At 60.1% G+C, this 24,752-nt stretch carries 18 protein-coding genes, 2 tRNA genes and 3 rRNA genes; 5 read left to right on the forward strand and 18 right to left on the reverse strand.

Annotated elements, in window-relative coordinates; all coding sequences use genetic code 11:
• Positions 1 to 16: 16 nt before the first annotated feature.
• From PSTAB_RS16335 to PSTAB_RS16400, 14 genes are all read right to left on the reverse strand, one after another.
• A complete protein-coding gene (locus PSTAB_RS16335) occupies positions 17 to 2,326 on the reverse strand; it encodes a PqiB family protein (RefSeq protein WP_013983822.1) in 2,310 nt (769 codons plus the stop codon).
• On the reverse strand, positions 2,319 to 2,942 hold the full coding sequence (locus PSTAB_RS16340; protein WP_013983823.1) for a paraquat-inducible protein A: 624 nt from the start codon (positions 2,940 to 2,942) through the stop codon (positions 2,319 to 2,321). Before PSTAB_RS16340 ends, PSTAB_RS16335 begins: the two co-directional genes overlap by 8 nt.
• Positions 2,929 to 3,585: a paraquat-inducible protein A gene (locus tag PSTAB_RS16345; RefSeq protein ID WP_037005208.1), complete on the reverse strand. Its 657-nt coding sequence runs from the start codon at positions 3,583 to 3,585 to the stop codon at positions 2,929 to 2,931. The genes PSTAB_RS16340 and PSTAB_RS16345 overlap by 14 nt, the downstream gene beginning before the upstream one ends.
• Positions 3,586 to 3,854: 269 nt before the next feature.
• Positions 3,855 to 3,970, reverse strand: a 5S ribosomal RNA gene (gene rrf, locus PSTAB_RS16350).
• Positions 3,971 to 4,104: 134 nt separating this feature from the next.
• Positions 4,105 to 6,995, reverse strand: a 23S ribosomal RNA gene (locus tag PSTAB_RS16355).
• A gap of 254 nt (positions 6,996 to 7,249) precedes the next feature.
• Positions 7,250 to 7,325, reverse strand: a tRNA-Ala gene (locus PSTAB_RS16360).
• Between the two features lie 6 nt (positions 7,326 to 7,331).
• Positions 7,332 to 7,408 (reverse strand) — tRNA-Ile (locus PSTAB_RS16365).
• Positions 7,409 to 7,499: 91 nt separating this feature from the next.
• Positions 7,500 to 9,036: ribosomal RNA gene (locus tag PSTAB_RS16370) — 16S ribosomal RNA — on the reverse strand.
• The 16S, 23S and 5S rRNA genes sit together here with 2 tRNA genes alongside, the layout of an rRNA operon.
• 555 nt (positions 9,037 to 9,591) lie before the next feature.
• The gene (gene msrQ, locus PSTAB_RS16375) at positions 9,592 to 10,215 is read right to left on the reverse strand and encodes a protein-methionine-sulfoxide reductase heme-binding subunit MsrQ (protein ID WP_041771831.1); all 624 of its coding nucleotides are present in this window, start codon (positions 10,213 to 10,215) and stop codon (positions 9,592 to 9,594) included.
• A complete protein-coding gene (gene msrP, locus PSTAB_RS16380; RefSeq protein ID WP_013983826.1) occupies positions 10,215 to 11,222 on the reverse strand; it encodes a protein-methionine-sulfoxide reductase catalytic subunit MsrP in 1,008 nt (335 codons plus the stop codon). The genes msrQ and msrP overlap by 1 nt, the downstream gene beginning before the upstream one ends.
• Positions 11,223 to 11,276: 54 nt before the next feature.
• A complete protein-coding gene (pssA, locus tag PSTAB_RS16385) occupies positions 11,277 to 12,116 on the reverse strand; it encodes a CDP-diacylglycerol--serine O-phosphatidyltransferase (RefSeq protein WP_013983827.1) in 840 nt (279 codons plus the stop codon).
• A gap of 153 nt (positions 12,117 to 12,269) precedes the next feature.
• Positions 12,270 to 13,286 (reverse strand): ketol-acid reductoisomerase, encoded by a 1,017-nt coding sequence (ilvC, locus tag PSTAB_RS16390; RefSeq protein WP_013983829.1) that lies wholly within the window; start codon positions 13,284 to 13,286, stop codon positions 12,270 to 12,272.
• Between the two features lie 77 nt (positions 13,287 to 13,363).
• Positions 13,364 to 13,855: an acetolactate synthase small subunit gene (gene ilvN / locus PSTAB_RS16395; protein ID WP_013983830.1), complete on the reverse strand. Its 492-nt coding sequence runs from the start codon at positions 13,853 to 13,855 to the stop codon at positions 13,364 to 13,366.
• Between the two features lie 2 nt (positions 13,856 to 13,857).
• On the reverse strand, positions 13,858 to 15,582 hold the full coding sequence (locus PSTAB_RS16400; RefSeq protein ID WP_013983831.1) for an acetolactate synthase 3 large subunit: 1,725 nt from the start codon (positions 15,580 to 15,582) through the stop codon (positions 13,858 to 13,860).
• Between the two features lie 405 nt (positions 15,583 to 15,987).
• On the opposite strand from PSTAB_RS16400, the gene PSTAB_RS16405 reads away from it, so the two are divergent.
• Complete coding sequence (locus PSTAB_RS16405) at positions 15,988 to 16,422, forward strand: DUF4124 domain-containing protein (protein WP_013983832.1); 435 nt, start codon at positions 15,988 to 15,990, stop codon at positions 16,420 to 16,422.
• 36 nt (positions 16,423 to 16,458) lie between these two features.
• Here the strand turns inward: PSTAB_RS16405 and PSTAB_RS16410 are convergent, their stop codons facing one another.
• From PSTAB_RS16410 to mrcB, 3 genes are read right to left on the reverse strand one after another with little or no spacing between them, the layout of a single operon-like run.
• Entirely contained in the window at positions 16,459 to 16,785 is a 327-nt protein-coding gene (locus PSTAB_RS16410) for a YqcC family protein (RefSeq protein ID WP_013983833.1), read from the reverse strand.
• Positions 16,785 to 17,513: a tetratricopeptide repeat protein gene (locus PSTAB_RS16415; RefSeq protein WP_013983834.1), complete on the reverse strand. Its 729-nt coding sequence runs from the start codon at positions 17,511 to 17,513 to the stop codon at positions 16,785 to 16,787. The genes PSTAB_RS16410 and PSTAB_RS16415 overlap by 1 nt, the downstream gene beginning before the upstream one ends.
• 48 nt (positions 17,514 to 17,561) lie before the next feature.
• Positions 17,562 to 19,874, reverse strand: coding sequence for a penicillin-binding protein 1B (gene mrcB / locus PSTAB_RS16420; RefSeq protein WP_041771833.1), 2,313 nt, complete (start codon positions 19,872 to 19,874; stop codon positions 17,562 to 17,564).
• 159 nt (positions 19,875 to 20,033) lie between these two features.
• On the opposite strand from mrcB, the gene PSTAB_RS16425 reads away from it, so the two are divergent.
• The 4 genes from PSTAB_RS16425 to PSTAB_RS16440 all read left to right on the forward strand — a co-directional run bounded on the left by PSTAB_RS16425 (position 20,034) and on the right by PSTAB_RS16440 (position 23,643).
• Positions 20,034 to 21,596, forward strand: coding sequence for a bifunctional aminoglycoside phosphotransferase/ATP-binding protein (locus PSTAB_RS16425; protein ID WP_013983836.1), 1,563 nt, complete (start codon positions 20,034 to 20,036; stop codon positions 21,594 to 21,596).
• Positions 21,597 to 21,668: 72 nt separating this feature from the next.
• Positions 21,669 to 22,451 (forward strand): class I SAM-dependent methyltransferase, encoded by a 783-nt coding sequence (locus PSTAB_RS16430; protein ID WP_013983837.1) that lies wholly within the window; start codon positions 21,669 to 21,671, stop codon positions 22,449 to 22,451.
• A gap of 18 nt (positions 22,452 to 22,469) precedes the next feature.
• The gene (locus PSTAB_RS16435) at positions 22,470 to 22,733 is read left to right on the forward strand and encodes a TfoX/Sxy family protein (RefSeq protein ID WP_011914329.1); all 264 of its coding nucleotides are present in this window, start codon (positions 22,470 to 22,472) and stop codon (positions 22,731 to 22,733) included.
• A 112-nt stretch (positions 22,734 to 22,845) separates the two neighbouring features.
• Complete coding sequence (locus tag PSTAB_RS16440) at positions 22,846 to 23,643, forward strand: Crp/Fnr family transcriptional regulator (protein WP_013983838.1); 798 nt, start codon at positions 22,846 to 22,848, stop codon at positions 23,641 to 23,643.
• 221 nt (positions 23,644 to 23,864) lie between these two features.
• Here PSTAB_RS16440 and PSTAB_RS16445 read toward each other — a convergent pair whose 3' ends face one another.
• Positions 23,865 to 24,749 (reverse strand): ChaN family lipoprotein, encoded by an 885-nt coding sequence (locus PSTAB_RS16445; RefSeq protein WP_041771834.1) that lies wholly within the window; start codon positions 24,747 to 24,749, stop codon positions 23,865 to 23,867.
• Between the last annotated feature and the right edge of the window lie 3 nt (positions 24,750 to 24,752).

The following is a 24,752-nucleotide window of genomic DNA, read 5'->3' on the forward strand; positions in this document are numbered from 1 at the left end:
CCTCCAGCAACGCCTGTCATCTGTCGCCGGCGGCTCGCTCCAGTTCGATCTTCGGTGCCCAGCCGAACCACTCGTCCTGCGGCTCCTTGAACAGCGCGAAGGTCTGTCCCGGCAGCGCCCGGCGTCCCATCTGCTCGCCCTCTGGCGTGGCGAAGGCGACGCCGCCCTCGAGCAGCGACTCCAGCGAATCGGTGCGCAGGCTGGCGCCTTTGAACAGACTGAAATCCACACCGAAGCCACTGGTCTCCCAGAAGCGGGTGCCAGTGTGCACCAGGGGTGCGTAGCGCGGCTCGATGACGACGCGGATCAGTACGCGATCGGCGTTCTGTCCCAGCTCATAACCGGTGACCTCACCGACTTTCACCTCGCGGTAGGTCACCGCGTTACCTGGCTTGATCGAACCCAGCCGGGCCGCGCTGAGCATGAGGCTCAACCCTTCACCAGCCTTCTGTGGCTCCCGCTCCTGGCCGGTGAAACGCGTTTGCACGCCCGCATCCGCCTTGCCCGGTGCCACCTCCAGGTACGGGCCGCTGACCAGCGTATCCAGATTCGCCGTACGCATGATGCCGAGCTCCGGCCGAACGACCCAGAACTGGGTGCCGGCGCGGGTGATGCGCGACTCCGCTGCGGTGACGCGCGCACGCAGCACGACACTCTGCAGGTCATCGCTCAGCGTGACTGTGTCCACCTGGCCCACGGCCAGCCCCTTGTAGCGAATGGGCGTACCGGCACTCAGTCCATCGCCACGCGCCAAGCGGATCTCGATCGGCGTCCCGCGCTGGATTGCACTGTCTCTATCCTTGTGCAAGACGAAGCGCGGCACCTTCCTCGTCCCGGCGGCCTGCGGATCGGGCGTCTCGAAGGCGATACCGCCGGCAAGCAGGCTCTGCAGCGACTCGCTGCGCACCTCGATTCCGGACAAACCGCCGCTCAGCGAGATGCCGCTGGCATTCCAGAACCGGCTCGAGCTGTTCACCAGGTTGGCGTACGGCTGTTCGATATGCACGCCCACCACCACCTTCTGCTGGTCGCGAGAGAACTGGTAGCTCTGTACCGACCCCACCCGGACCTGCCGGTAGAGCACGGGACTGCCGACGTCCAGCGACCCCAGACTGTCAGTCGTGAGCACCAGATGCAGCCCCGGGGCGCGAATGTCCAGCGGCGGCGCCTTGGGACGTGCGACGAACTCGCGCTTGGGCGAGCCACCTTTCTCGCCGGGCCGAACGGCGATGAAGTTGCCTTTCACCAACGCCTCGAGGCCGGTGATGCCGCCCAGCGAGATGGACGGCTTGACCACCCAGAAATCGGTGTCCTCGACCAGGTAGTCCTCGAACAGCGGGTCGACCGAAAGCTCGGCGCGCGCACCCTTGAGGTCCGAGTCGATATCCAGCTTTTTCAGCAGACCAACCTGCATGCCGTTGTACATCACCGGCGTGCGTCCGGCCTGCAGCCCATCGAAATCCTGCAGCGCGACCACGGCCTTGATCCCCGCCTGGGCTGCGTCGAAATCCTCGTAGAGACGGAACGGGATGTTCGGGTCGGTGGCCGGGCTGTCCTTGCGGTGCGCGGGCGTGGCGAAGGCGATGCCCCCGGCGACGATACTGGCCAGGGACTCGGTACGGAACTTCACGCCGGTCAGCCCTGCGTCGACGGTGACGCCGCTGGCGTTCCAAAAACGGGTGTGCTTGCGCACCAGGTGCGCATACTCCGGCTGGATATAGAGCTGCACCTCCACGGTGCTGTCATCCTCGGCGAGCACATAGTTCTTCACCTGCCCCACCTGGATCTGCCGGTAGAACACCGGGCTGCCACGATTCAGCGAGCCGAGGCGCTCGGCCTTGAGTGTCAGGTGCAGGCCGATGCGACTGTCGGACATCGGCGGTTCCTCCGCCAGCGCGACGAAACGCTTGGTCGGCTCGCCATCGGCTGGGCTCATACCGATGTAGTTGCCCGACACCAGCGTCTCCAGACCAGTGATCCCGGCCAGTGTGACGCTGGGCTTGACCAGCCAGAAGCGCGTGCCGCTTCGCAGATAGCCGTCGACATCCTTATTCATTTCGATATCGGCGACCACGACCTGCCGACGGTCGTCATCTTCCAGCCGCAAGTCGCGTACGACACCGATCGTCATGCCCTTGTAGAGCACGGACGTCTTGTTGATTTCGATGCCTTCGGCGCTGTCGAACACCACCTCGATATGGATGCCGCGTTCGCTATACGCCTGCCAGGCCAGCCAGGCGCCGATGGCCAGCGCGATCAGCGGCAGAATCCAGATGGCCGACCAGCTGGAGGCCGGACGTGTATTAGCTTGTGGCAGGTCAGTCATGCTTGTTCCCGGCTTCCGTGTTATCCCAGATCAGACGTGGGTCGAATGTGATGGCTGCGAGCATGGTCAGGATGACCACGCTGGCGAAAGCGACGGCGCCGAATCCCGCTTCGACGCTGGCGAGACTGCCAAAATTGACGATCGCCACCAGAATGGCGATGACGAAGATGTCGAGCATGGACCAGCGCCCGATCCATTCGATGAATCGGAACACCAGAATGCGCTGTCGCGGCGACATCGGGTGATGCCTTTGTACCGAAATCAGCAACATGGCGATCCCGACCAGCTTGAACGTCGGCACCAGAATGCTGGCGATGAACACCACCGCCGCAATAGGAAACATGCCGTGCTTGGCCAGTGTGACCACGCCGGACATGATGGTGTCCGGCGTCCCGCTACCGAGCATGCGCACCGTCATGATGGGCAGCAGGTTCGCCGGCAGGTAGAGCAATGCTGCGGTGATCAGCAAGGCCCAGGTGCGCGCGATGCTGTTGGGCCTGCGCATGTGCACACGCGCCCCGCAGCGGCTGCAATGCTGATGTTCGATACCTGGCGTGGCGCGATTCAACTGGTGGCATTCGTGGCAGACCATCAGCCCGGCGTCAGCGGCGCGCATCGTCAGGCTCCGATAACGCTTCCCATACCTGATGCGGTGACATCACCAACTCCAGCCACACCTGCACCACCAGGAGCCCGGCAAAGCAGGCCAGGCCGACGCCAAGGCTCAGCTCCGCCATGTCACGCAACTTGATGATGGAAACCAGGATTCCGAGCAGATAGACCTCAAGCATCCCCCACTCGCGCAGATGGTGATAGAACCGGTAGAGCAGCAGCCCCAAGGGCTTGGCCCGATCGATGGCGATGCAGAGCAACACGGCGAGCTGGCACAGCAGCTTCATCAACGGCACCGCCATACTGCAGAGGAACACCACCACGGCGATGCCCTGCATGCCGCTGTTGTACAGGCTCAACACCCCACTCCAGACGGTATCGTGGGTGACTCTGCCAAGCAGGTTCAACTGCATGATCGGCAGGAAGTTCGCAGGAAAGTAGAGCAGCAGAGCCGCCAGCACCAATGCCAATCCCGGTCCGACAATACGATGGCGCAGACGAAACAGCTCACAACCACAGCGGGGGCATTCGGCCACCTCGCCAAGGTTGAGCGTCGGCTTTGCCATCAACAGATCACATTCCGGGCAGCCTACGAGCTGCTCGATCGGAAGCTCTTCAAGTCTTGGGCTAGCAGCCGATTCCGGCATGAGGGATATCCGAGTAAAGCGCTTATCTTAAACGAGCGATACGCACTGCGGTGAGCCGTCAGGCGAGAGGGAAGATGCTCTTGAAGGCAGTCGATCCGGTGCAGCGGGCAGCCGTACTTTTACCTCACTCGCCGCAGCGCCTTCACAGCCGCCGGCTGCATCGGAGCAGCCTGCCTGAACGGGTCAGGCTCAGTTCTACGCGGCCGCTTTTCTCCGCCCCAAAAGCAAACCCCCGACCCGCTTACGCGGATCGGGGGTTTGGTGTAGGAGCTTGACGATGACCTACTCTCACATGGGGAAACCCCACACTACCATCGGCGATGCATCGTTTCACTTCTGAGTTCGGAATGGGATCAGGTGGTTCCAACGCTCTATGGTCGTCAAGCAATTCGGTTGCTGCCTCGGGGTTTAGCCGCTGCAGCGAATTGGGTATGTGATCGAATCGGTATTGCGTGTTCGTGCAGATTTTCGGTCTGTTTGTCGACTTACCGTCTAACAGCCAAATTGTTTGGGTGTTATATGGTCAAGCCTCACGGGCAATTAGTATTGGTTAGCTCAACGCCTCACAGCGCTTACACACCCAACCTATCAACGTCGTAGTCTTCGACGGCCCTTTAGGGAGCTCAAGGCTCCAGTGAGATCTCATCTTGAGGCAAGTTTCCCGCTTAGATGCTTTCAGCGGTTATCTCTTCCGAACGTAGCTACCCGGCAATGCCACTGGCGTGACAACCGGAACACCAGAGGTTCGTCCACTCCGGTCCTCTCGTACTAGGAGCAGCCCCTCTCAAATCTCAAACGTCCACGGCAGATAGGGACCGAACTGTCTCACGACGTTCTAAACCCAGCTCGCGTACCACTTTAAATGGCGAACAGCCATACCCTTGGGACCGGCTTCAGCCCCAGGATGTGATGAGCCGACATCGAGGTGCCAAACACCGCCGTCGATATGAACTCTTGGGCGGTATCAGCCTGTTATCCCCGGAGTACCTTTTATCCGTTGAGCGATGGCCCTTCCATACAGAACCACCGGATCACTAAGACCTACTTTCGTACCTGCTCGACGTGTCTGTCTCGCAGTCAAGCGCGCTTTTGCCTTTATACTCTGCGACCGATTTCCGACCGGTCTGAGCGCACCTTCGTACTCCTCCGTTACTCTTTAGGAGGAGACCGCCCCAGTCAAACTACCCACCATACACTGTCCTCGATCCGGATAACGGACCAGAGTTAGAACCTCAAGGTTGCCAGGGTGGTATTTCAAGGATGGCTCCACGCGAACTGGCGTCCACGCTTCAAAGCCTCCCACCTATCCTACACAAGCAAGCTCAAAGTCCAGTGCAAAGCTATAGTAAAGGTTCACGGGGTCTTTCCGTCTAGCCGCGGATACACTGCATCTTCACAGCGATTTCAATTTCACTGAGTCTCGGGTGGAGACAGCGCCGCCATCGTTACGCCATTCGTGCAGGTCGGAACTTACCCGACAAGGAATTTCGCTACCTTAGGACCGTTATAGTTACGGCCGCCGTTTACCGGGGCTTCGATCAAGAGCTTCGCTTGCGCTAACCCCATCAATTAACCTTCCGGCACCGGGCAGGCGTCACACCCTATACGTCCACTTTCGTGTTTGCAGAGTGCTGTGTTTTTAATAAACAGTCGCAGCGGCCTGGTATCTTCGACCGGCATGGGCTTACGTAGTAAATACTTCACCCTCACCGGCGCACCTTCTCCCGAAGTTACGGTGCCATTTTGCCTAGTTCCTTCACCCGAGTTCTCTCAAGCGCCTTGGTATTCTCTACCCAACCACCTGTGTCGGTTTGGGGTACGGTTCCTAGTTACCTGAAGCTTAGAGGCTTTTCCTGGAAGCATGGCATCAACCACTTCGCTTTCTAAAAGAAAGCTCGTCATCAGCTCTCGGCATTAAGACCCCGGATTTACCTAAGATCTCTGCCTACCACCTTAAACAAGGACAACCAACGCCTTGCTGGCCTAGCCTTCTCCGTCCCCCCATCGCAGTAACTAGAAGTACGGGAATATTAACCCGTTTCCCATCGACTACGCTCTTCAGCCTCGCCTTAGGGACCGACTCACCCTGCGTCGATTAACGTTGCGCAGGAACCCTTGGTCTTTCGGCGTGCGAGTTTTTCACTCGCATTGTCGTTACTCATGTCAGCATTCGCACTTCTGATACCTCCAGCGAGCTTCTCAACTCACCTTCACAGGCTTACAGAACGCTCCTCTACCGCTCAACTTGCGTTGAACCCGTAGCTTCGGTGCATGGTTTGAGCCCCGTTACATCTTCCGCGCAGGCCGACTCGACTAGTGAGCTATTACGCTTTCTTTAAAGGATGGCTGCTTCTAAGCCAACCTCCTAGCTGTCTAAGCCTTCCCACATCGTTTCCCACTTAACCATGACTTTGGGACCTTAGCTGACGGTCTGGGTTGTTTCCCTTTTCACGACGGACGTTAGCACCCGCCGTGTGTCTCCCGTGCTGACACTTGCTGGTATTCGGAGTTTGCATCGGTTTGGTAAGTCGGGGTGACCCCCTAGCCGAAACAGTGCTCTACCCCCAGCAGTGATACACGAGGCGCTACCTAAATAGCTTTCGAGGAGAACCAGCTATCTCCGAGCTTGATTAGCCTTTCACTCCGATCCACAGGTCATCCGCTAACTTTTCAACGGTAGTCGGTTCGGTCCTCCAGTCAGTGTTACCTAACCTTCAACCTGCCCATGGATAGATCGCCCGGTTTCGGGTCTATTCCCAGCGACTAGACGCCCTATTAAGACTCGCTTTCGCTACGCCTCCCCTATTCGGTTAAGCTCGCCACTGAAAATAAGTCGCTGACCCATTATACAAAAGGTACGCAGTCACCTAACAAAGTAGGCTCCCACTGCTTGTACGCATACGGTTTCAGGTTCTATTTCACTCCCCTCTCCGGGGTTCTTTTCGCCTTTCCCTCACGGTACTGGTTCACTATCGGTCAGTCAGTAGTATTTAGCCTTGGAGGATGGTCCCCCCATGTTCAGACAAAGTTTCTCGTGCTCCGTCCTACTCGATTTCACTTCTAAGATCCTTTCGCGTACAGGGCTATCACCCACTATGGCCGCACTTTCCAGAGCGTTCCGCTAAAATCAAAGAAGCTTAAGGGCTAGTCCCCGTTCGCTCGCCACTACTAAGGGAATCTCGGTTGATTTCTTTTCCTCAGGGTACTTAGATGTTTCAGTTCCCCTGGTTCGCCTCACACACCTATGTATTCAGTGTGTGATAACCATCTTATGATGGCTGGGTTCCCCCATTCAGACATCTCCGGATCAAAGTCTGTTTGCCGACTCCCCGAAGCTTTTCGCAGGCTACCACGTCTTTCATCGCCTCTGACTGCCAAGGCATCCACCGTATGCGCTTCTTCACTTGACCATATAACCCCAAGCAATCTGGTTACTGTCTATAACGTGAAGACGACATTCGCCGAAAATTTGCATAGAGAACACGCAAATTTTACCTTGACGCGACATGCTGCCAGTGAAAGCAACACATCGGTCTACTTCTATCACATACCCAAATTTTTAAAGAACAGTTCTGGCGCAAAGTCCAGAAATCAATGTTCAACCCAGGCAATCAACCTCATCCTGGTAAACACTCATTTCTGAGCTTTCGGCGACTAGAGTTAATGGTGGAGCCAAGCGGGATCGAACCGCTGACCTCCTGCGTGCAAAGCAGGCGCTCTCCCAGCTGAGCTATGGCCCCTTCGATTGGTGGGTCTGGGCAGATTCGAACTGCCGACCTCACCCTTATCAGGGGTGCGCTCTAACCAACTGAGCTACAGACCCAATCGTTACTCTCGGGTCTAAACCCAATCGCCTTTCGCAAGTGAATCAAGCAATTCGTGTGGGAGCTTATGACGAAGCCGGTGTCTTCGATTAAGGAGGTGATCCAGCCGCAGGTTCCCCTACGGCTACCTTGTTACGACTTCACCCCAGTCATGAATCACTCCGTGGTAACCGTCCCCCCGAAGGTTAGACTAGCTACTTCTGGAGCAACCCACTCCCATGGTGTGACGGGCGGTGTGTACAAGGCCCGGGAACGTATTCACCGTGACATTCTGATTCACGATTACTAGCGATTCCGACTTCACGCAGTCGAGTTGCAGACTGCGATCCGGACTACGATCGGTTTTATGGGATTAGCTCCACCTCGCGGCTTGGCAACCCTTTGTACCGACCATTGTAGCACGTGTGTAGCCCAGGCCGTAAGGGCCATGATGACTTGACGTCATCCCCACCTTCCTCCGGTTTGTCACCGGCAGTCTCCTTAGAGTGCCCACCTTAACGTGCTGGTAACTAAGGACAAGGGTTGCGCTCGTTACGGGACTTAACCCAACATCTCACGACACGAGCTGACGACAGCCATGCAGCACCTGTGTCAGAGTTCCCGAAGGCACCAATCCATCTCTGGAAAGTTCTCTGCATGTCAAGGCCTGGTAAGGTTCTTCGCGTTGCTTCGAATTAAACCACATGCTCCACCGCTTGTGCGGGCCCCCGTCAATTCATTTGAGTTTTAACCTTGCGGCCGTACTCCCCAGGCGGTCGACTTAATGCGTTAGCTGCGCCACTAAGATCACAAGGATCCCAACGGCTAGTCGACATCGTTTACGGCGTGGACTACCAGGGTATCTAATCCTGTTTGCTCCCCACGCTTTCGCACCTCAGTGTCAGTATTAGCCCAGGTGGTCGCCTTCGCCACTGGTGTTCCTTCCTATATCTACGCATTTCACCGCTACACAGGAAATTCCACCACCCTCTGCCATACTCTAGCTCGCCAGTTTTGGATGCAGTTCCCAGGTTGAGCCCGGGGCTTTCACATCCAACTTAACGAACCACCTACGCGCGCTTTACGCCCAGTAATTCCGATTAACGCTTGCACCCTTCGTATTACCGCGGCTGCTGGCACGAAGTTAGCCGGTGCTTATTCTGTTGGTAACGTCAAAACAGCAAGGTATTAACTTACTGCCCTTCCTCCCAACTTAAAGTGCTTTACAATCCGAAGACCTTCTTCACACACGCGGCATGGCTGGATCAGGCTTTCGCCCATTGTCCAATATTCCCCACTGCTGCCTCCCGTAGGAGTCTGGACCGTGTCTCAGTTCCAGTGTGACTGATCATCCTCTCAGACCAGTTACGGATCGTCGCCTTGGTGAGCCTTTACCTCACCAACTAGCTAATCCGACCTAGGCTCATCTGATAGCGTGAGGTCCGAAGATCCCCCACTTTCTCCCGTAGGACGTATGCGGTATTAGCGCTCCTTTCGAAACGTTGTCCCCCACTACCAGGCAGATTCCTAGGCATTACTCACCCGTCCGCCGCTGAATCATGGAGCAAGCTCCACTCATCCGCTCGACTTGCATGTGTTAGGCCTGCCGCCAGCGTTCAATCTGAGCCATGATCAAACTCTTCAGTTCAATACTGCTTGGGTTTTGAGAAAACCCTAAACTTGGCTCAGCAATCGCAAATCTCTTTACTAGAAAGAGTAACTCTCGAATAAACGAGTGTTGCTTTGTGATGCTGATAATCTTGCGACTACCAGTCTTACATTCACAAGCACCCACACGAATTGCTTGATTCAGTTGTTAAAGAGCGTTTCGATCAAGCCTTTCGTCTCAACCGAGGCCGCGCATTCTACAGCAGCCTTTCTTACTGTCAAGCTGTTTTTCGAAAATCTCTTTTCTACTCAACCGCTTGCCGCCTCGATCAACCTGCATCTCTCGTCAGCGGGAGGCGAATCATACAGCGTCCAAAACCGCTGTCAACCACCCCTTTCAACCGCTTTCGATCAATCCGACCGAAGCCACCAACAGGACTCAACCTCCACCCTGCCAGCGCGGCGCATTCTACTCGAATCCGCCACCAGTGCAACCCTTTTATTTAGCTAACCTTTTGATTTACAAGAGGTTTTGCTTGAGGACTGCGCCGGAAGTGGTGCGCATTATAGGCACCTGAAAACAGCCGTCAACCGTTTATTTCGGTTTTGTTGCGAACTTGTTCTTTCGCGTACGGACTCGCCCCAGAGCAGAAGCCGCGGCTGGAAATCGTAGAGCAAGCAGGATCGCGGCCACGCCAGCATAAAGCACCCACCTGCCAGCATCGGCACGTACAACCCAGAGCATATGCAGCAACACCACAATGACGATGACGTAGATCAGCTGGTGCAAGGTTTTCCAGCGCTTACCGAGACGGCGCATGCTCCATCGAGAGGAGGTAGCGGCCAAAACTGTCAGCCCCAGCAACCCGAGCATCCCGACGAGAATATAGGGGCGCTCGCTCAACTCTTCGGGCAAACGTGAGAATTCAGCACCCAACAGAAAGAAAAGGTAGCTAGCGAGATGCAGCAATGCATAGCTGAAGCACCAAAGTCCAAGCTGTCTCCGCACAGCGAGCCAGCCGCCCCACCCCGTGACCCGCTGCAGGGGCGTCATGGCAAGCGTCAGAAGCAAGAGAACCAACGCGCCCTGCCCGAGGTTATCCACCAGCACCTTTCCCGGATCGGGACCCAGCGCAAGCGTCCAGGCGAGATACAGCCAGTACACAGGCACGCTCGCGGCGCATAGAAATACGCACAGCCGCCACCACGGGTAGCGCATCAGTAGTCCTTGGTGAGATCCATCGAGGCGTACAAATCCGCCACCTGATCGGCATAGCCATTGAACAGCAGCGTATCCCGCACGTTGGGGCTGAAAAGGCTGCCTGGAAGGCGCCGCTCACGAGCCTGCGACCAACGTGGATGGGAAACCTGCGGATTTACGTTGGCGTAGAACCCATACTCTTCAGGAGCCATCGACTGCCACGTCGTACGCGGCTGCTCGCGTACAAAGCTGATCCGCACGATCGATTTGATGCTTTTGAAGCCATACTTCCAAGGTACGACCAACCGCAGTGGTGCGCCATTCTGATTAGGCAGCATCCGCCCATACATTCCAACCGCCAGCAGACTGAGGGGGTGCATCGCCTCGTCCATGCGCAATCCTTCTACGTACGGCCAATCGATCAACGCAAAGCTGGAGCGAGTCCCACGCATCTCGTCGGGGCGGTAGGCCGTTTCGAAGCGGACGAACTTCGCAGCTGAAAGGGGGCGGACCATCTGAACGAGGTCGGCAAGCGGAAATCCCAGCCAGGGGATCACCATGGACCAGGCCTCCACGCATCGCAGCCGATATATCCGTTCCTCCAGCTGGCCTTCAGCAAAAAGGTCATCGAGCGAATAGCGCCCCGGCTTTTCGACTTCGCCATCAACCAACACTGTCCACGGCTCGACTTTCAACTCCGCGGCGTAACGGGCTGGATCGCCTTTGTTGGGACCGAACTCATAGAAGTTGTTGTACTGGGTGGCATCGGCATACGGCGTGATGGCTTCGCCTTGCGCGACGACAGCGCGCCAGCGGGCGTCGCCCAGCTTGCCAACGAACCAAGGCGGGGCTGGAGACGCCGGGACGCCGGGATATTGCTCGGCCGCCCTAGCCAGCAAGGGCACCCCCACGGCCGCCCCAGCAAGCGCCGCCCCCTGAATGAAGCGACGCCGGCTTCGATAGATCGCCTCCGGCGTCACCTCGGATTCATGACAATCACCGCCTGCGGGGATTCTGATGAGCATGGCCAGCTCCGCGTATCGACTACAGACGAGCAATACGCGCAGCCAGGGGGAAAATCAACCCTCGACGCGCTTGCGCCGACGCAGTTGCATCAGGTACTGAACGGGACCCGAAACTGCATAGGCGAGGAAAATCAGCAGGAGAATACGAGGCGGGTCGCTGAATACCACCGCAAACACCAGCACCACGACCAGAATCGCAACGAAAGGAACGCGCCCCTTCAGATCGAGATCCTTGAAGCTGTAGTACTTGATGTTGCTGACCATCAGCAGACCGGCAGCGGCTACCATCAGCGCAAAGAGCATGACCAGCACCAGCGGCAGGTCGACGCCGCGAATACCCGTCTCGTCGAGCGCCCACACCGCCCAGACCCAACCGGCCACCACACCTGCTGCAGCCGGACTGGCCAGCCCGATGAACCAGCGCTTGTCCACCTTGCCGATCTGCGTATTGAAGCGCGCCAGGCGCAGCGCGGCGCAGGCAACGTAGATAAAGGCGACCGTGAGCCCGACATTACCCAACCCCGACAACGCCCATTCATACGCCAGCACAGCGGGCGCCAGACCGAACGCCACCATATCCGACAGCGAGTCGTACTCGGCACCAAAGGCACTCTGAGTATTGGTCAGGCGCGCAACGCGTCCGTCCAGACTATCAAGCACCATCGCGACAAAGACCGTCGCCGCGGCCACATAAAAATTGCCGTTGATCGCCGTGATGATCGAGAAGAACCCTGCGAAAAGGTTGGCAGTGGTGAACAGGTTCGGCAGCAGGTAGATGCCCCGGTGGCGGACCTTGCGGCCGTCGGCCTCCTGGGTTTCCTCCACATGCTCGTCGATCGGCAGAATGCTCTCTGGCTCGACTGGCTTGTTCGGCTCTTCGGATTGTCCACTCATGCGCATTCACCTTCTACAACAGGTACGGATAGATTTCGACCAGATCGGCACACCCACGGTTCAGCCTGGCCAAACCCGCGATTTATACCAGAAGCCTGGGGTGCAGAACGAAAAAACGCGGCCGAAGCCGCGTTTTCTTGAGCAGAAAACCGATCAGTTCTTGCTCTTGTCGACGATCTTGTTCGCCGCGATCCAGGGCATCATCGCGCGCAGCTTCTCGCCGACCACTTCGATGCCATGGGCCGCGTTGTTGCGGCGGTAGGCAGTCATGGACGGATAGTTGGCAGCACCTTCGGTGATGAACATCTTGGCGTACTCCCCGTTCTGGATGCGCTTCAGAGCGTTGCGCATGGCAGCACGGGATTCGGCGTTGATGACTTCCGGACCGGTGACATACTCGCCGTACTCGGCGTTGTTGGAGATCGAGTAGTTCATGTTGGCGATACCGCCTTCGAACATCAGGTCGACGATCAGCTTCAGCTCGTGCAGACACTCGAAGTAGGCCATTTCCGGAGCGTAGCCCGCTTCGACCAGGGTTTCGAAACCGGCTTTGACCAGCTCGACGCAACCGCCGCAGAGAACGGCCTGCTCGCCGAACAGGTCGGTTTCGGTTTCGTCCTTGAAGGTGGTTTCGATGATGCCGGTACGACCGCCGCCGACGCCACAGGCGTAGGATAGCGCGACGTTACGGGCATTGCCGGACGCGTCCTGGTAGATCGCGATCAGGTCAGGGATACCGCCGCCACGGACGAACTCGGAGCGCACGGTGTGGCCCGGAGCCTTCGGAGCGATCATGATCACGTCGAGATCGGCACGCGGCACGACCTGGTTGTAGTGGATCGAGAAACCGTGGGCGAACGCCAGGGTGGCGCCCTGCTTCAGGTTCGGCTCGATCTCTTCCTTGTACAGGCGACCCTGGAATTCGTCCGGGGTGAGGATCATTACCAGGTCGGCGGCGGCAACGGCTGCCGGCACGTCGCTGACCTTCAGGCCATGCGCTTCGGCCTTGGCAATGGAGGACGAGCCCGGGCGCAGGCCAACGGTGACGTCGACGCCGGAGTCCTTCAGGTTGCACGCATGCGCGTGGCCCTGGGAGCCGTAACCGATGATGGCGACCTTCTTGCCCTGGATGATGGAGAGGTCGCAGTCTTTATCGTAAGAAACCTTCATGAATTACCCCTGTTGCCGGCCTCGTGGGCCATTCGATAAAACGTTGCTGACTGACGAGACGAGGTGTCCGCCAGCCGTTAGATACTCAGCACTTTGTCGCCGCGAGAGATTCCGGTGACACCGCTGCGCACCACCTCGAGGATCGAAGCGGTACCAATGGCCTGGATGAAGCTGTCCAATTTGTCACTGGTTCCGGCCAGCTGAATGGTATAGACGCTGGTGGTCACGTCGACGATCTGTCCGCGGAAGATGTCGGTGGTGCGCTTGACCTCGGCGCGCTGGGCGCCGGTGGCCTTGACCTTGATCAGCATCAGTTCACGCTCGATATGGGCGCTCTCCGACAGGTCGACGAGCTTGACCACTTCCACCAGCTTGTTGAGGTTTTTAGTGATCTGTTCGATCACCTCCTCATGGCCCACGGTGGTCAAGGTCAGACGCGACAGGGTCGGGTCTTCGGTCGGCGCCACGGTGAGGCTTTCGATGTTGTAGTTGCGCTGCGAAAACAGGCCGACCACACGAGACAGCGCACCCGGTTCGTTTTCCATCAGCAGGGAAATGATATGTCTCATGATCAGGTCCGCTCCGTCTTGCTCAGCCACATGTCACGCATTGCGCCATCCTTGATCTGCATCGGATAGACGTGCTCGGCGGTGTCGACGGCGATATCGAGGAAGACCAGGCGATTCTTCATGGCGAATGCCTCTTCCATCATCGGCTTGAGGTCCTTGAGATCAGTGATGCGCATGCCGACGTGCCCGTAGGCTTCGGCCAGCTTGACGAAGTCCGGCAGAGACTCCATGTACGAGTGCGAGTAGCGACTGTTGTACACCATGTCCTGCCACTGGCGGACCATGCCCAGCGCACCGTTGTTGAGGTTGATGATCTTCACCGGCAAGTCGTACTGCAGGCAGGTGGACAGCTCCTGAATGTTCATCTGGATGCTGCCTTCACCCGTCACCACCGCGACATCGGCTTCGGGGAAGTTCAGCTTCACCCCCATGGCTGCCGGCAGGCCGAAGCCCATGGTGCCGAGGCCGCCCGAGTTGAGCCAGCGGTTGGGCTTGTCGAACTTGTAGTACTGGCAGGCGAACATCTGATGCTGACCAACGTCCGATGCCACATAGGCCTCGCCCTTGGTGACCTCGCAGAGCACCTCGATTGCGGCCTGCGGCTTGATGATCGAACCATCGCCCTCGTTGTAGGGGAACAGCCGGCCATTGCCGCGCCACTCGTCGATCTGCTTCCACCAGCTGGCCACGGTCTCGGCATTCGGCACCTGGCCGATCTCCTTGACGATGGCGACCATCTCGGTCAGCACGCTGTCCACCGGGCCAACGATCGGGATATCTGCCTTGATGGTCTTGGAGATGGATGCCGGATCAATGTCGATGTGGATGATCTTGGCATTCGGGCAGAACTTGGTCGCGCCGTTGATGACGCGGTCATCGAAACGCGCGCCGACCGCCAGAATCACATCGGAGTGATGCATCGCCAGGTTGGCGGTGTAGCTGCCGTGCATACCGAGCATGCCGACGAACTGGCGGTCGCTGCCCGGATAGCAGCCCAAGCCCATCAGCGTATTGGTCACCGGCAGGTTGAGCATCTTCGCCAGCTCGGTCAGTTGTGCCGAGGCCTTGCCCAGGATCACGCCGCCGCCGGCGTAGATGATCGGACGCTTGGCGCCCAGCAGCAACTCCGCCGCCTTGCGAATCTGCCCCGAATGCCCACGTACGGCCGGGCTGTACGAACGGAGCTTGGCCTTTTTCGGATAAACGTATTCGAATTTTTCGGCCGGGTTGGTCATGTCTTTCGGAATATCGATGACAACCGGCCCTGGACGCCCGGACTCTGCGAGGTAGAACGCCTTCTTCATCACTTCGGGGATTTCCGAAGGATGCTTGATCATGAAGCTGTGCTTAACGATCGGCCGGGAGATGCCGATCATGTCGGTTTCCTGGAAGGCGTCGGTGCCGACCATGGTGCTCGGCACCTGACCGGAAATGACCACCATCGGGATCGAGTCCATGAAGGCAGTGGCGATACCGGTGATGGCATTTGTCGCGCCAGGGCCGGAGGTCACCAACACCACGCCGGCCTTGCCAGTCGCGCGCGCATAGCCATCGGCCATGTGGGTGGCAGCCTGCTCATGACGAACCAGGATATGTTCGATGGCCTTTTCCTTGAAAAGCGCATCGTAGATATGCAGAACGGCACCGCCCGGGTACCCGTAGATGTACTTAACGCCTTCGTCACGCAGAGAACGGACGACCATTTCAGCGCCGGATAAGAGTTCCACGTTGTTCACCTCTGAAACGCCAGATAGCGGTCCAAGCCGGAGCCGCCAGAAATAGGTTTACTGCCAACAGGGCATGAGCGACGGTGGTCGCCGACTACGTCAGCCACTGATTGAGCCAGTATTGGAAGAGTCCCTGGTGTCGCGGGCTCTCCACCCAGCGCGAGGTAACGCGTTGCGGGTGATGCAGGTCGGCGCGGGTAGCACCTCATGTCTGTCTAGACTGAGCCGGTATCGCTTGCGGCGAGGCGACTCAGGACAGCAAGCCTCGGATTGTTCGGATTCGGCACCCGCAAGTCAAGCCTGCCGTTGCGTTTGGCCAACCTCGAGCTGTGACGGGGCGCAGAAGCGCGGCCCTGTCTTTTGGGTATAGTGGAGGCCGTTTTCCGACCCGATGAAGGTAACAGCATGCGATTGATGTTTCTTGCGAGCGGCCTGATGCTGGCCCTTTGTGGCAACGCCATGGCGGCCCAGGTGTACAAATGGGTAGACGCCCAGGGCGTCACGCATTTTGGCGCTCAGCCGCCGCAGGGGCAGCAGGTGGAAACCGTGAACACGGTCGTCGCGCCAGGCAAATCGGCAACGCCGCCGGCACCGGCGGTACAGGAAAACGACGCCGAACCCGACCAGCGCACCATTGACCGCAAGGTCAAGCAGCAAGTGGCCGCGCAGGAGGCCGAGCGCAAGCGTTATTGCGAAACCCTGCGTACCAACCTGGCCCAGTTGCAGAACAATCCGCGCGTGCGGGTCGAAGAGAATGGTGAAACGCGGCGGGTCACCGAGGAAGAGCGACAGGCGCGAATCTCGGAAACCCGCGACAAGATTGCGGAAAACTGCAACTGAGCGCCATCTGAGCGACTGGCGCCGCCAAACGCGGCGCTAGCGTGAAGAGCTGTCGATCAGCGCATCGAAGCCGCGCAGGGCCTCAAGCAGCGTCACCACCTGGGACTCCCGATAGACCACTTCGGCCATGGCGCAGATGCCGGAGGCGGCAGGCAAAGGCTGATCTGCCTCGACGATGGCCTTCATCCGCGGCAGGAAAATCCACTGCAACCACTGCTCGAAGCGCAGCGTGTCGACGCAGAACGGCTCCACGCTGGCCAGAGCCTCTGGCGCCGGCGAATCCACACTCCACAGCCCCAGCACCCGCAGCTCGCGCTCGATCAGCAGCAGCTGCTGGGCAATCTCCGGCAGCCGGCGATCCATCACAGACTGACCTTGGCCCGCTCACGGGCCTGGGCCGCACCCGCACTGTCGCCCTGCCGCTCACGCGCCTGGGCGATCAGCTCCCAGAGACTGGCCTGCAAGGCTGGCCGACCACTGGCGTAACTCAACGCTCGACGTGACAACTGTTCGGCCTGGGTCGCGTCGCCCTGAGCCAGACGGACCTGGGCGAGACGGTAAAGCACCTGCGGCTCGCGTGGCGCAATGCGCTGAGCGCGCTCGAGGCTCGAGGCGGCACCGTTCAGGTCGCCGCCGCCCTGCTGCTGCTGCGCGGTGGTGAGCAACGCCAGGACCGGGCCATCAAGCTGCTCGTCAGCCGCCAGACCGCTACCTGAGGAAGGAATGCCGCTGGGCATGCTTGGCTGTGGCGTGCTGGGCGGTGCGGAGATCGATGGTGCGGGCTGCCAGGCTGGCTGCGAACCACTGGCGGCGCCACTGGAAGAAGAAAAAGGCACGTCCGGCGCTGCGAAGGTTTCAAGGGGCGCCGATGATCCTTGCGGCACCATCACCACGACACCGGAATCTTCCTGCTGCTGCCGTGGCACCTGGGCCGGGGCCGTGGCAGCGGGTGCGCGATAGGCCTGCCGCGCGGCCATTTCCTCGGAAACAGGCGCGCCGGCGTCGACGACGGGTATCGAACGACGGTCCACCGTCGCGCAACCCTGGATCAGAACCACTGCTGCTACAACAGCTATCCACTGCTTATTCACTTTCTGACCTCTTCACAAAAAAGCACGGAATGCACGTCGGCTGCACCATCACTGCAACCAGCCACGCACCCAATCCATGACCGACTCTGCAGGGGCCTGTATGCCGCAGCCCGGCCCCGGCGCCGGTTCGCTGCCGCGAATATAGGGCATCTGCACAGCATCCGGGCAGCGTTCGTCGGTACCCAGTCCGCTACGGGCATCGACCCAGGCGTAGCTGACATTGTCCGGAACCGGCATCTGCAAAGGCAGCGGGTCGGCCCGTCGCATGAAGTCGGTCCATACCTGCAGCGCCCCGGTGGCCCCGGTCAGAGACGTCTTGCCGTTGTCGTCGCGCCCCAGCCAGACCACTGCCAGAAGATCCTGGCTGAAGCCGGCGAACCAGCTGTCACGCGAATCGTTGGTGGTGCCGGTCTTGCCGGCCAGATTGAGCGACTGCGGCAGTCGGTTGTACGCCGAGCGCCCGGTACCCTCGCGCATGGCGCGCTGCATGGCGTACTGGGTGAGGTAGATGGCACCCGGATCGAAGCGCTGCTGAATCTGGAACGGATAACGCTTGAGCGGCTCGCCGTCGGCGGTCAACACGCTGCGAATGCCCCGCAACGGGGTGTTGAAGCCACCGTTGGCAAGCGTCTGATACATGTCGGCCACTTCGATCGGACGCAGGCCGCCAGCCCCCAGCAGCATCGACGGGTAAGCCGGCCATTTGGGTGATGCACCCAGGCGCTCGAGCGTCTTCAGCACGTTCGGCACGCCCAGATCGAGCCCGAGCCGCGCGGTCGACAGGTTGTAGGAATTGGCGAGCGCCTGATACAGGTACACCGTTCCATAGGCCTGACGCCCATAATTCTGCGGCTTCCAGACCTGCCCATCGGCACCTTTCACGGAGAAGGGCTCATCCTCGAGCAGACTGGTCAGCGTGTACTGGCTGGGCTTCTCCAGTGCGGCCAGGTAGATGGCAGGCTTGATCAGCGAACCGATCGGTCGTGAGGCATCCAATGCCCGGTTGAAGCCGGCAAAGCCTGGCTGGCGGCTGCCCAGCATGGCCTGGATCTCACCGGTTTCCGGATTGGTGACGATCATCGCGCCCTCGACGCCCTCGGTGGCCTTGCCGAGTCGCTTGAGGGTTTCGCTCATGGCCTGCTCGGCCTTCAGCTGAAGCACCGGATCGAAGCTGGTGAAGACGCGCAGGCCTTCTTCGGTAAGGTCCTCGTCCCGATAGTCCTCTCGCAGCTGGCGCTTGACCAGGTCGAGGAAGGCCGGATAGGAGCTGTCCGCCATGCTGCCGCGCTGGGTTACCCCCAGTGGCGCCTGCTTGGCCTTGGCCACCTCATCGGCGCTGATGACCTGCTGCTCGGCCAAAAGATCGAGCACCAGATTGCGCCTTTCCAGGGCACGCTCGGGATTGCGCCGCGGGTTGTAATAGGTTGGCCCCTTGACCATGCCGACCAGCAACGCCACCTGCGGCAGCTTCAGCTCGGCCAGCGGCTGACCGAAGAAGTACTGACTGGCCAGGCCGAACCCGTGCACCGCGCGACGACCATCCTGACCGAGAAACACCTCGTTCAGATAAGCCTCGAGAATTTCCTGTTTGTCGTAATGCAGCTCAAGTAGCACCGCCATCATCGCTTCGGTGATCTTGCGGGTCATGCTGCGCTCGTTGGTCAGGTAGAAGTTCTTGACCAACTGCTGGGTCAGGGTACTGCCACCCTGGCGAACCTGGCCGGCAGTCAGGTTGACCCAGACCGCGCGGGCAATGGATTTGGGCGACACACCGAAGTGATTGAAGAATTCCCGATCCTCGACCGCGACCAGCGTTTCCAACAGATACGGGGGCACCTGATCCAGCTTGATCAGGATGCGATCCTCGTTGTGCGCCGGATACAACCCGCCAATCAGCACGGGCTCCAGACGCGCCACAGGCAGAGCGCTCCCGTTGGCGCTGCTGAGGCCAGCAACGAAATCGCCGGAGAAGCGGACCCGCAACCGTTGCGACTGCTCGGCGCCTTCGTAGAACTGGAAGCCGCGGGTGTGCAGTTCGATGTCGTTGCCGGCAACCGAAGCGCCGCCCGGGCCGCTGACCGAGCGCTCGCGCCGATAGCCAAGAGCGTCCAGCTCGGCAAGGAAGTCGTTCTTGTCCAGCTTCTGACCGACGAACAGTTCCAGCGGCCGCGCATAGACCTTTGCCGGAATCGTCCAGCGCTTGCCGGAGAATTTCTCCTGCACGACAGCATCCAGATAGATGGCGAAACCGGCCAGGATCACCAGGCCGACAATGGAGAGCTTGACCGCCCAGCCCAACCAGGGGCGAGCACCACTGGAGCGGCGCTTGGAGCGATTTCGGGGGGAGCGAGGTTTAGTCATGGCGGCGCATTATACGCACTTTGCCGCAGCGGATTGACGGCCTCTCAGCGGTTTGCAGCGCAACGCTCAGCGGCCATAATGCCGGCGACTTTACGACTGTGTGGACTGCTTCGCAGTGGACTCGCACGCCCCGTTCAAGAACTTCGACAAGGAATGACCGTGAGCCAAGCACTGATCGCCGCCCTGCAGAATCCTGCCCTGTATCCGCACCCCACCGAAGGCTTTCGGGTCATCGAAACCCATATTTCCTGGGTGATCCTCACCGGCCAGTACGCCTACAAGATCAAGAAGCCGGTGGACTTCGGCTTCCTCAACTTCACCGATCTGGCCTCGCGCAAGCATTTCTGCGAGGAAGAGCTGCGCCTCAACCAGCGCATGGCACCTGACCTCTACCTGGAAGTGTTGCCTGTCACCGGCTCGCCTGATGCTCCGGTGATCGGCGGCGACGGCAATCCCTTCGAGTACGTGCTGAAGATGCGTGAGTTCCCGCAGTCCCAACTGCTGGCCGAGGTCCAGGCCCGCGGCGAGCTGACCGATGCGCATATCGACGCTCTGGCCGAGCAGATCGCAAGCTTCCACCTCAGCACCCCGCAGGTACAGCCGGACCACGCGCTGAACAGCGCCGATGCGATCGTCGCACCGATGCGGCAGAACTTCGAACAGATACGCCCGCTGCTCAGCGAGCCGGAAGACCTGCGCCAGCTGGACGCCCTCGAAGACTGGACCGAAACCAGCATCACGCGCCTGCGCCCGCTGCTCGAACAGCGCTGCCAGCAAGGCTTCGTTCGCGAATGCCATGGCGACCTTCACCTGGGCAATGCCACGCTGATCGATGGCAAGGTCGTGCTGTTCGACTGCATCGAATTCAACGAGCCGTTCCGCCTGATCGATGTCGCCTCGGATGCCGCCTTCCTGGCCATGGACCTTGAGGATCGCGGACTGAAATGCCAGGCCCGGCGCTTCATCAATGGCTGGCTGGAGCACACCGGCGACTATGCCGCGCTGGCGTTGCTCAACCTCTATAAGGCCTATCGTGCGTTGGTTCGCGGCAAGGTCAGCCTGTTCCGCCTGTATCAGGAGCAGGACGCCGTGCAGCGCAAGGTTATCCTGCGCCAGTACCGCAGTTACGCGAATCTCGCCGAAAGCTACAGCGCGATTCCGTCCCGCTTCCTCGCCATCACTCACGGTGTATCGGCCGTCGGCAAGAGTCACGTCGCGCTACGCTTGGTCGAAGCGCTCGGCGCGGTGCGTCTGCGCTCGGATGTCGAGCGCAAGCGTCTGCACGGCGAGCAGGCCGAAGCGCAGGCAGGCCAGCTCGATAGCGGCATCTACAGCCAGCAAGCCAGCGAAGCGACCTATCGCCACCTGCACCAGCAGGCGACTGCCGCACTGCAGGCCGGGTTCGCCGTGGTCATCGACGCGGCCTACCTGAAGCAGTCGCAACGCCAGGCGGCATGGCAGGCAGCCGAAGCGACCGGCGTGCCGTTCCTCATCCTCGATTGCGAGGCTCCGGAAGCGGTGATCGCCCAGTGGCTCGCTCAGCGTCAGGCCGAAGGCCTTGATCCGTCCGACGCGACAATGGAGGTGGTCCGCGCGCAGCAGGCCAGCCGCGAGCCGCTGAGCGACAGCGAGCGCCTGCACAGCTGCCGGGTCCAGACGCAGGATGCCGGCAGCCTCGACGAGCTGGTCGCCAACATCCGCCAGCGCCTGCCGGGGCTTTGACCGTTAGGCACCGTCGCGGGCAGGCCGCGGCGGTGCCTCTATACTCCCGGTATAACAACCGTGGGAATGCCTATGCCTGCCAGCGAACCCCGCCTCTCCCGAGCCGGAGACAGCGTTCAGCTGTTTTCCAGCCGCTCCGATGACTACGCCCGTTATCGCCCGACCTACCCGGAGGCGCTTTTCGCCTGGCTCGCCAGTCAATGCGAGGCGACCGACAACGCGCTGGACCTGGCCGCCGGGAACGGTCAGGCCAGCCTTCCGCTGAGGAGCCACTTCCGCCAGGTGCTGGCCTGCGATGCCAGCGTCGAGCAACTTGCCGCGGGCGACGGTTGGGCGGACGTACAGCGTTTCGTCGCCCAGGCGGAGCGCCTGCCCCTTCGCAGCGGCCAGCTCGACCTGCTGGTTGTCGCGCAGGCACTGCACTGGTTTGCCACGCCGGCGTTTTTCGATCAGGTGCGACAAGCGCTGAAACCGGGTGGGCTGTTCTGCGCCTGGTGCTACAGCCTGCTGGAGGTATCGCCGACGCTGGACCCGCTCATTCGACGGCTTTACGGGACGACACTCGATGGTTACTGGCCCGCCGGTCGGGCCAGCGTCGATGCCGGCTACAGCGACATCCCACTCCCGTTCGCCCGCATCGATACGCCGGGCTTCGCCATCGAAGCGCACTGGAACCTTGCCGAGCTGCTTGGCTACCTGCGCACCTGGTCAGCGGTCAAACAATGGCAACGCCAACATGGCCGCGACCCCATCGCGCTGCTGGAGCCGGAACTGGCGACCGCCTGGGGGCCACCCCAGCAGCGGCGACCCATCCGCTGGCCGCTGCACCTGCTTGCAGGCTTCCCCAACCGCTAGCACCGCAAGGATGCCGCCATGCACGACGAACTGCTTTCGCTCCGCAATCTCGGCAAGACCTCGGTGCAGTGGCTGCACGCATCGGGCATCCACACTGCTGCGGATCTGCGCCGACTGGGTGCGGTGAGCTCCTATCGCGCGGTGAAGGCACGTGGGTTTGGCGCGTCGAAGGTGCTGCTGTATGCCATCGAAGGCGCCCTGCGCGACGTGCCCTGGCAGCAACTGCCGGCCCCGCTGAAGGAAGAACTGAATCGGAACCTGGGCAGCGAACTCGACAACTAGAGCTAGCTCACAACCTCTGCGCGGCGTGATTTACTCGCTCGCCCGACCAGGCCTATTGTGCGCCGACGTGACCCTGCCAATCGTCTGCCCGTTTCGTTCAAGGATTACCGACATGTATTTACTCGGGGAGCAACCGGCGTACGCCGATCGCCTGATCACTCGCCTGCAAACCATTCCCACCCAGCTGCTGGAAGGTCTGCAGCCATCGGGCCCCAACCTTGAACTCAAACACACCGACGACCTGTGCGCGGAGCTGCCTGCACAGCAGCTGTTCATTATCGAGACCGGGCTGCTGCATGCGCTGATCGATGGCAAACCACTGTTCTACCTCCAGGAAGGCGATCTGGTCGGCCTGCGCCAGTCGAGCGATCTGCCCGAGTGCCGCTATTGCAGCGACGAGCCCATCAGCCTGGTGCCCTACTCGCGCAACGCCGTGTTCCAGCACATCCATGCCGACGAGCACCGCCAGGAGTTGTTCACTCAGTACCTGATCGGTCACACCGCGTTGCTGGGCGACGCCCTGGCGCGCCTCAAGCAGCCGGAGATCCGCCCCGCTACCGGCTTCAAGCATTTCGCCGTAGGTGAGGAGCTCATTCGCCAGGGCGACGAAGCGGACAATGTATTCATCATCATCGAAGGCCACGCCGAAGCCATCGTCGACGGACAGAAGGTTGGCGACGTACAGAAGGACGAGATCTTCGGGGCCATGGCGGTGTTCACCCGCGAGCGGCGCAGCGCAACCGTGGTCGCCAGCGAGCCATGCACTGTCATGGTCATTCCCAAGGAACAGTTCCTCGGCCTGACGCAAAGCAACCCGCGCATCGCCCACAGCCTGATCGAGAGCATGGCCCGACGCATCGACCTGCTGAACAAGGAAGTCACTCACCTGCGGGTCAACGTCGCCGTCTAGCGATCCGCTCGTCGCGGTCGCACATATATTTTTACGAATGCCTGTTGACGCAGAAATGAGAATTGTTATTATTATCGCAACTGATCGCGAGGTCAGCCGATAGCTGAAGGCTCAGGCAGTCGATCCTTCAGGTTATCTCCTCATCAGGCTAATCACGGTTTTGACCCGGCTCTGCCGGGTCTTTTTTTGCCTGTCTTCTGCTGGCGGCAGATAAGGCAGCGCTATTTGCCGCGCTGCCGCAGTTGCTCGCAATGATCCTGCTCTGGTTGTGCCGGTGTATACCAGACGAAGTCTGCCTGCTCGGCGGATACCCTCTCGCCGACCTCGGCAAGCATCAGCACCGTGACAGGCATGTCCGCCAGATCCTCGATATGCAGCGGCACCCCAAGGTCACGCCGCACATGGAACGCCCCCGCCAGCAGCATCGCGGGCTTTGGCGCCACGAGCAGACGTTCGGCCATGCGTCGATCACGCTGCTGTTGCACCGCCAGCATCGCCGGCAGCTGGCTTGCCGGCAGCATGCCGCAATGCGAGGTTTCGATCTGCGCTAGCAGAGCATCCCTCACCGTGGTCGTTGCCGAAGCGCGCCCCTGCAACGGGGGAGCGGCCCGGTAGATGGACATGATCTCGTCGCGTCCGAGATTTGCCTGCAACAGCGGATAGGACTGCATCAGCGCATGGCTGACCAAAGGCCCGTAGAGGTTCCAGTCCCAGCCCTTCTGCCAGTCCAGCGCCTGGGCAAGATCGCCCGGTGCATGGCCCGCGCGAAGGTCTCGACGCACACTGTCGATACGCGCCTGCTGGCCGGGCTCGAGCATTTCCAGCAGCAGGCTGCCCTGCGGGCGTTGCTGCTCCAGCGCCTGCAGCAGCCAGAGCTGCAGCGCATGGTGATCGGGATTGTCGTGGCGCTCGCCGACCAGCAGGGCCTCGCTGTCCTGCAACCTGACGACGAGCTGAGCAGGGGTCAGCACAGCGTCATTGCGCAGATCGACGATAAGGCCGAGATCGGCGTGGTCCCGCCCTTCCGGACCCTGCCACTCGGGCAGCGCTGGCAGTACGCTACAAGCGCTCAGCAAGACCACTGTCACTAAAACGATGATGCGCACCAC

It is taken from the genome of Stutzerimonas stutzeri, from assembly GCF_000219605.1.
Taxonomy (GTDB): domain Bacteria; phylum Pseudomonadota; class Gammaproteobacteria; order Pseudomonadales; family Pseudomonadaceae; genus Stutzerimonas; species Stutzerimonas stutzeri.